The sequence below is a fragment of the Saprospiraceae bacterium genome, from assembly GCA_016717265.1.
Classification (GTDB): domain Bacteria; phylum Bacteroidota; class Bacteroidia; order Chitinophagales; family Saprospiraceae; genus Vicinibacter.
In genome coordinates this window covers 1,471,775-1,479,755 of record JADKFX010000001.1, presented here as the reverse complement: position 1 = coordinate 1,479,755, position 7,981 = coordinate 1,471,775, and the positions used below count along the sequence as shown (strand labels likewise).

6 protein-coding genes are annotated in these 7,981 nt (G+C 33.1%); 1 reads left to right on the top strand and 5 read right to left on the bottom strand.

Features of this window, described 5'->3' with window-relative positions:
- Positions 1 to 68: 68 nt before the first annotated feature.
- On the bottom strand, positions 69 to 425 hold the full coding sequence (locus tag IPO86_05865; protein ID MBK9727629.1) for a hypothetical protein: 357 nt from the start codon (positions 423 to 425) through the stop codon (positions 69 to 71).
- A gap of 755 nt (positions 426 to 1,180) precedes the next feature.
- On the opposite strand from IPO86_05865, the gene IPO86_05860 reads away from it, so the two are divergent.
- Positions 1,181 to 2,779 (top strand): hypothetical protein, encoded by a 1,599-nt coding sequence (locus IPO86_05860; GenBank protein MBK9727628.1) that lies wholly within the window; start codon positions 1,181 to 1,183, stop codon positions 2,777 to 2,779.
- Between the two features lie 66 nt (positions 2,780 to 2,845).
- Here IPO86_05860 and IPO86_05855 read toward each other — a convergent pair whose 3' ends face one another.
- The 4 genes from IPO86_05855 to IPO86_05840 all read right to left on the bottom strand — a co-directional run bounded on the left by IPO86_05855 (position 2,846) and on the right by IPO86_05840 (position 7,972).
- Positions 2,846 to 4,507 carry a L,D-transpeptidase family protein gene (locus tag IPO86_05855; protein MBK9727627.1) on the bottom strand — a complete coding sequence of 554 codons (1,662 nt, stop codon included), beginning with the start codon at positions 4,505 to 4,507 and terminating at the stop codon, positions 2,846 to 2,848.
- 64 nt (positions 4,508 to 4,571) lie between these two features.
- On the bottom strand, positions 4,572 to 5,219 hold the full coding sequence (locus IPO86_05850) for a murein L,D-transpeptidase catalytic domain family protein (protein MBK9727626.1): 648 nt from the start codon (positions 5,217 to 5,219) through the stop codon (positions 4,572 to 4,574).
- 119 nt (positions 5,220 to 5,338) lie between these two features.
- Positions 5,339 to 6,745: a dihydrolipoyl dehydrogenase gene (lpdA, locus tag IPO86_05845; protein MBK9727625.1), complete on the bottom strand. Its 1,407-nt coding sequence runs from the start codon at positions 6,743 to 6,745 to the stop codon at positions 5,339 to 5,341.
- A gap of 66 nt (positions 6,746 to 6,811) precedes the next feature.
- Positions 6,812 to 7,972, bottom strand: a complete 1,161-nt coding sequence (locus IPO86_05840) for a hypothetical protein (GenBank protein ID MBK9727624.1) — start codon at positions 7,970 to 7,972, stop codon at positions 6,812 to 6,814.
- Between the last annotated feature and the right edge of the window lie 9 nt (positions 7,973 to 7,981).

Below are 7,981 nucleotides of genomic sequence, written 5' to 3'. Positions count from 1 at the left end.
GATATAAGTCATTTATAATTTTCATTTCCGAATTTCTTTTGATTCAGTTTACTATTATTTATAAAATGTTAAATAGAATGTTCTTTGATTTTCATCAATAAAAACATTCGATTAGAATTATATATTAATTTCTTATTATTATAGTTGGAAACTTGTATTTGTTGATGGGAAGGATATAAATAGTCCAATGGATTGCTTACATATGAAATTGCAATCCGAAAATTAAAATCATTTAAAGCACTATGATATATCCTGGAATCGGAGAATTCCGATTTCAATTTATAAATTTGTTGAATACATTTTAATGAGGAGAATACTGGATAACCAATCCAAATATACAAGTGAGCACTTGCATTTATTATTTGCAATTTTACATTGCATAATAAACATACCAGTCCTTGAAAGGACTTGATTGTAGTTTTCATATTCGAGACTAAGACTGTTTAATAATTCGCAATTATTGTGCCAAAAACAAAGTACCCGTAGTCGAAAAAAAATTCTTATACTTTATAATTGGTTGGCAATTCTTGTGAACTAACACATCAAATCAGCAAGAAAATTAAAGACAACAGGTCTTTTAAATTCTAACTGGTCGGCCTTTGATATTTATTGAAATTCATATAAATCTCATTGGATAATCATATCCGACGAGCAAAGATTACAAAGAATTGTTACATATTACAATTTATTTACATATATTTTTATAATAATGTTTATTATGCTGTATTTCAAATTATTATAAATATTTAAATCATTAATATCCATAAATATTTATGTTCTATAAGCCTTATTTTATCTGCTTTTATGCACGCTTTGAAGCTGCAGAAAATTTGAAATAGGAAGCAATTGAATTTTTCGATTCTTATCGACTACTCCAAAATTTAAAATTTTGCATAGTTTCTATAACACCGATTCTAAATCAGACCAAATTGCTATTGAAGCAGAATACCGAGTTTAATCAAAGATTATAAATTTTACTTAAGTGCAAAGAGTCTTGTATGAAAAACAATTGTAAAATGTTAAAATAGGCTCCCTTCCGTTCTGCAGATTTAGGTTTTGCCCACTGATTATATGTTAAAGTTCTAATAGACTTCGATACAAATAAGTATATTCGTTCAGAAATGCTTTAATTAAAAAATTGGCAACAAAAATTATTTTAAAATAAATTAAATTCAATAGTATGAGTTCCTATTGTTTGCTCTATTTACATTCCAGAAATCTGATCACATTATTTATTACTATGATTTTGATTTTTGTACTTTTAGAATTTAAGGCACATGGGCAATGTACACCTCCTATGTCTGAAACCTGCCAGGGGGCATCTGTATTATGTTCGTTGAAGGAATTAAATGGTTACACCTGTAATAATTCCAGCACCATTGCAAGTCCGTGCAATCCGCTATGTTCTCAGGGTGGTGAAGGTTCTAATACGAGTTGGTGGGCTTTTGTATCAGAAGGTGGCGATGTAACAATTTCTTTAACCATTGGAAGCTGCCAAATTTTACAAGGTTTACAGTTTGGAATCTGGGGAGACTGTAATTGCGGAGAAGAAATTGTATGCAAATCAATACCCTGTTCACCTCCGAATAGCTTACAAACTATAAATGCAAGTTTAACACCTTGTAAAACCTATTATTTTTGGTTAGACGGTTGCTCTGGAGATGTGTGCGACTTTACAATAAATACAATAGGAGGAGATCCTCCGATTTTACCACCTCTTTCCAATATTAATAATGTACCAAGTAGAATTATTCAACCGGTTTGTGAAGGAACTTGCAATGTATTGTTTTTTGTAAACCCACTACCTGGTGGTTGTAATCCATATTTCGTATGGACCTTAGATGGTGATGAAGTTGGAGGAAATAGCAATGAACTGCACTTGGATTTTCCAGTTCAAGGTGATTTTGTACTTTGTGTAACTGCATATATAGGAAATCTAATAAGTGGATCTATTTGTTCTCAAGAAGGACCCCAATGTGCAACTGTAAAAGTGCGTCCAATTGCTGACAAAGCTGGGGTCCAAAGATCGCTTTGTTGGAGCGAGGTGAATCCCGGTGGTTATAAATGGCATAGTCAAAGAATTAATCGAGAAGGATTCTATAGAGAACAATTTACGGATTTAAATTGCTGCAAATTCGATTCCATTGTTGAATTTAAAATTTACAAAGCGGCAAATGCAGGTCGCGATTTTAAAGTTTTAGGATTAAAAACAAAAATGAACGCAGACATCGCACAATCTGGAATATGGACAAAAATATCGGGTCCAGGAAATGTTAATTTTTCAAATCCTTCAGACCCAAAATCAAGGATTACGGTAACAAAATATGGAAATTATACTTTAGAATGGTTTGCAAGTTCAAAAGAATGCACGGACAGTGATCTTGTATCTATTGAATTTTTTAAAATTCCAATTAAGCAAATTGATCCTTTGCTATCAAAAACTGAAATATCAAATTCTTTTTCAAATATTCAAAATAATTTACTACATAACAAATCCACAGAAATTCTAATTTCGAATCCAATTTCACCGGAGGGCAAAACGAATATTAGGATTCAAGGTATTTACAATTCTAATTATGCAAATTATAGTTGGTTTGATATTTCAGGAAATAAAATTATAGAACATAAAATAGCACTTGAAATATGGAATGAAATTTATGAAATAAAATCACCTACTGTTCCAGGAATATACTTTCTGATGGTACAAGCCGAAGCATATACTTCAACATATAAAATAGTGGTGCATGATGGTTTCAAGGAAAAAACAATGAAACACTAAAAAAATGAGACTTTAAAATTAAATTGGATTTATTCTGAATGAAAATATACATCCACTTTTTTTCAACTAATATGGAGCGATATTATAAATTTCAGAATTTAAACGTTTATCATGACCATAAATGTCCTTGCGAAAATGCAGCAATCCATTGATATCAACCCATGAACTAAAATAACAAATAAAAACAGGAATTGGATGAATAGGAACCCAGGTTTCTGTTTTCTTGGAAAGGTATTCCTGAATGCGTTCTTCGGTTCCATTTATATCGTCACGTAATATATAATTTACCAATTTCATTGGATCCGATAAACGAATGCAACCATGACTAAATGCCCTTGCGTTTTCAGCAAATAAGTTTTTAGCAGGTGTATCATGAAAATAGATACTATAGGAATTTGGAAATAAAAATTTTACATTTCCGAGTGCGTTTTTTAATCCTGGCTTTTGACGAATTGTATAGGGTATTGAAGTATTGTATTTTTTCCAGGAAATAGAATTAGGATCAACAATTTGACTACCCGACAAAACCTCCATACCATTTAATTCCAAATACATCGGATTTTTTTTAATGCGAGGTAAAATCTCATTTTGAATTATACTCGCTGGAATATTCCAGTAAGGCTTGAACACAATATGCGTCATTTGTCCGCTGAAAATCGAAGTCTCTGTAATATTCTTGCCAACTACAACGGGCATTTTAAAAACGAATTGATTCGATTTATATACATACAAATTAAAATCAGGAATATTGACTATTATGTAATCCGGAGGAATTGAATCTGGCATCCAACGCAATCGCTCCATATTAATAGATATCTGTTTAATCCGTTCCTCAAGCGGTTTGTTCAACTCCAGTAAAGTAAATGAATCTATTACACCATCCTGTATTAATCCCATTCTAAACTGAAATTTTTTAACCGCAGATTGCAAACTATCTGAAAAAATTGGGGTACTATCAAAACTATTAAAATCTCCTAACCAAGATAGTTTTTCTTTGATAAAAATTAAGGAAGTTGCAGTATCACCAAATTTTAATGGAAAAGAATCCACTAATATTACAGGCCACGATTTTCTATCCAACAATTCTCTATAGATTATTAATTGCTTTTTAAGTGCCCTATAGAATTCGTTGACAGGTTCATATGGCTCAAGTTCCACATCAGAACACGTAATGCGTTCAATCAACAATTGATAATTTTTCTTTTTCCGGGGAATATACCATTCCAAATCCTTCGGATCTTTTTCTAATCCACTGTATGCTTTCCTGGCATATTGAAAATAAGTAACCGTAGATAACAATTCAATCTTATCCATGTCATCAAGATTCCGCCGAAAATAAGTGGAGTCTAATGCAACACTTTCAAGATAGCTGCGAATAGGCTTACTATTTATACTTGTGTCTGCGAATGTATAATTATAATTGTCGAGTAAATTTAAAAAATTTAACAATGATTTAGTATCTCCATCATTTTGAAACCAGGCAAATTGGTAATCTCTTCTATGGTAAAATGCAAGCACTTCGTCAGCAATTGTTTTCAATGATGTATCCGCTTGCAAATAATTTTCAACGAGGCTTTTATCTAAAAACAAAGGGGTATAATTTTCATTACTATAAAGACTGCTGTCTTGTGTTATTCCTTTCTTTTTATTAGAAATTTTACAGGAATGAATGGTTGAAAACAGGAATACAATTATAAAATAAAATAGACTATAAATAACAAATTTCATTTTTTTATTACCCCGCTGCATACGCTCATTTAAATTGTAAAAATATGGAGTCTAAAAAATAAAATCAATTGTTATAAATATACAATAAAGCACCATTCGATAGAATAGGCGCAATTGTATTCATGATTTCAACAGGTAGTGCTGCACACCCATAACTTCTTCCAAGCCTACCGTTTTTCTTTATAAAGTCAGTACTTACATATTGCGCACCGTGAATTATAATTTCCCGTTTACGCGCCAGATCATTTTTACCTTTTTCAAGTCCCTCTAATAAAATTGCTTTTCCATGTTTTGGACTTATAATTTCCTGACCTATTCGATAAAAGCCAAGACTGCTTTTAAGTGAATGCATTTGATTTGAAAAATAATTTGCAAATCGATCACCTGAATTTTTACCATGTGCAACTAATGAATTTAAGATAAGTTTTTTATGTTCTAAATCGATCACTAAAAACCGATTCTGATCAGATGGTTTTGTAAAATCGCAAATCGCAAGAATGGACTTTAATGGATGATATTTCTCAAAACCTTCGATAGCCTTTGAAAATGCATCAAAACTTATCAGCCCTTCCAATCCACAATTTTGAAAGAGACATTCCACTGCTGTTTTTTTATTTGCAAAATTTTGTGGATACTGATAGGATGCAGAATCACTTACTATTTGGCATAAAACAAGGCAACTGAGAATAATTAAAATTCTAAATTTCAGCACAGGTATTCATTTTTAGTGAACTCTTTGTTAAATGACTTGCCGCCATCAAACGAACCAAATAGAAACTAATCTAGTAAAGCATAAATCGAATAAAAAGTTCCCATCCAACTATAATTTTATCAATTATGAATGGATCTTTTAGCTGTGGCATCTAATGCTGCCTCTTTTAAAGCCTCCGAAAATGTGGGATGTGGGTGAGATATTCTAGCCATATCTTCTGCGCTTGCTCTAAATTCCAAAAGAGAAACAGCTTCCATAATCAAATCTGCCGCTCTGGCTCCAACCATATGAACCCCTAATATCTCATCCGTTTTTGAATCACAAATAACTTTCACAATTCCATCTAAATCTGCACTTGCCCGAGCTCTCCCCAAAGCTTTAAATGGAAATTTTCCAACTTTATAATTTCTTGATAAAGCTACTAATTGATCTTCGGTATAACCAACTCCTGCCATTTCTGGCCAAGTGTAAACTACCCCAGGTATTAAATTGTAATTGATATGCGGCATTTGACCCGCAAGAATTTCAGCAACAAATACCCCCTCTTCTTCTGCTTTATGTGCCAACATTGGACCGTCTATTACATCTCCAATGGCAAATACATTTTCACAGGTTGTCTGCAACTTATCATTTACGATGACTTTATTTTTCTGATCCAATTGAATTCCTGCATTCTGTAATTGCAAGCCTTCCGTATATGGTTTTCGACCTATCGCTATTAAACAATAATCGGATACCATTTCTTTTAAATCGTCATTAGATTTCGACGCATGTTTTAAAAGCACTTGGCTTTTATCTGATGTATATGCAACACTGGTTACGGATCGCTCTAAATGAAATCGGATCCCTAAATTCTTTAATGACTTTTGGAGTTCTTTTGCGCAATCTAAATCCATTCCAGCTAATATCCGATCCAAATATTCAATAACATCTACCTGAGTTCCTAATCTTGCAAAAACAGAACCTAATTCTAAACCAATTACACCAGCTCCTATAATCGTCATTGATTTTGGTAATGTTGTTATTTGAAGCGCTTCTGTAGATGTAATAATCTTCTTTTTATCATAATTAAATACAGCAGGCGTTATGGGTTTCGAACCTGTAGCTAGAATACATTTATCAAAACTAAGTTCTTCAATTGATTGGTCTGCTTTTGTAATGCTTAAGGTATTTAAATTTTTGAAACTTGCTATGCCATGTATTATATGGACCTTATTTTTTTTCATTAAATATTCAATCCCCTTCACATTTTGTGAAATCACAGCATCCTTTCTGGATATTAATTTTTGCATATCCAAATGCAGGTCATTTAATAAAATCCCATGATCTGAAAATGAATGTTTGGCCTTATAAAAATGTTCACTACTATCTAATAAAGCTTTTGAAGGTATGCAGCCTACATTTAAACAAGTGCCTCCTAAACTTGGGTACTTTTCAATCAGTGTTACCTGCATCCCTAATTGAGCGCAACGAATCGCGGCTACATAGCCACCGGGACCTGATCCAATAATTGCAACGTTTATCAACAGATGGTAGTTTAATAGGATTTATAAATTCAGTATTTGCTGCGGCAATAAATTATTTAAATCATTTTATTGCTGAGGTCTTTGTTGATTTTTATCAAATGGTTTTTTTCTGAATTTTTTCTTCTTCTTACGATTTTCAGGCAACACAATTTCCCCGGTTACATCTGCATATTCATTTACGGGTGGTTTTTGACTTTCGATATGTTCATCAGATGCGACAATTTCTTCCGGTTTTTCACCTTTGACATTCATCGCTTTTATCTGTCTCACATAATCCGGAAGTAAAGGTAACACCAATGTCCTGCCTCGTTCGGGTTCATAAGCATAATAAAGAACCCCTCGAAAAATATCTATTTTTACTAAACTCGCTTTGCCTTTTTTAGAATAAAGTTCATCCACATTTGATGGATATTTTTCCAATTCATCGACATACAAATCCAGTTCATAATTTAAACAACATTTCAATCTACCACACTGACCCGTAAGTTTTGATTGATTAATTGCAATATTTTGATATCGTGCTGCATTTGTATTGACGGTTTTAAAATCAGACAACCAGGTAGAGCAACATAATTCTCGTCCACAAGAGCCGATACCGCCGATTCGGGCAGATTCCTGCCGTGCACCGATTTGCCACATCTCGATTTTTGTACGGAATTCTTTTGCATAAGAACGGACCAATTCCCGAAAATCAACTCTTCCTTCAGCAGTATAATAAAATGTTGCCTTTTTCATATCCGCTTGAAACTCTACATCCCCAATTTTCATGTCTAAATTCAAATTTCTCGCAATCACACGCGCTTTCACCAAGGAGGTATGTTCTATTGCCCTGGCTTCATCCATTCGTTCTATATCTCTTTGATTCGCTTTGCGAAGAATCTCGAAAGTGATTCGATTTTCTGCAAAATTCTTACGCTTCATTTGAATTTTAACAAGATCGCCCATTAAACTCACTCTCCCGACATCATAACCACCATATCCTGTATCTACCACTACCAGATCCCCGGTGGTAAACCGATGAAAATCTGAAATGCGATAAAATGTTTTTCGTGCACCATTTTTAAAACTCACTTCTGCCAATTTACTTTCTTCAGGGTCATCCAGATCTAATACTGTCAACCAATCATAGGTATTCATTTTATTACATCCTCCACTAGAGCAATGACCTTTATCTTGACAGCCATTTGGCGTTCCATCCTTCTTTGAGCTACAACTAGTACATCCCATTGGGTATAA

What these genes read in the sequence shown, in the direction of transcription:
- IPO86_05840 (MBK9727624.1), bottom strand. Translation starts at nt 7,972, where the DNA reads ATGGGATGTACTAGTTGTAGCTCAAAGAAGGATGGAACGCCAAATGGC.
- IPO86_05865 (MBK9727629.1), bottom strand. Translation starts at nt 425, where the DNA reads ATGAAAACTACAATCAAGTCCTTTCAAGGACTGGTATGTTTATTATGC.
- IPO86_05855 (MBK9727627.1), bottom strand. Translation starts at nt 4,507, where the DNA reads ATGAAATTTGTTATTTATAGTCTATTTTATTTTATAATTGTATTCCTG.
- IPO86_05860 (MBK9727628.1), top strand. Translation starts at nt 1,181, where the DNA reads ATGAGTTCCTATTGTTTGCTCTATTTACATTCCAGAAATCTGATCACA.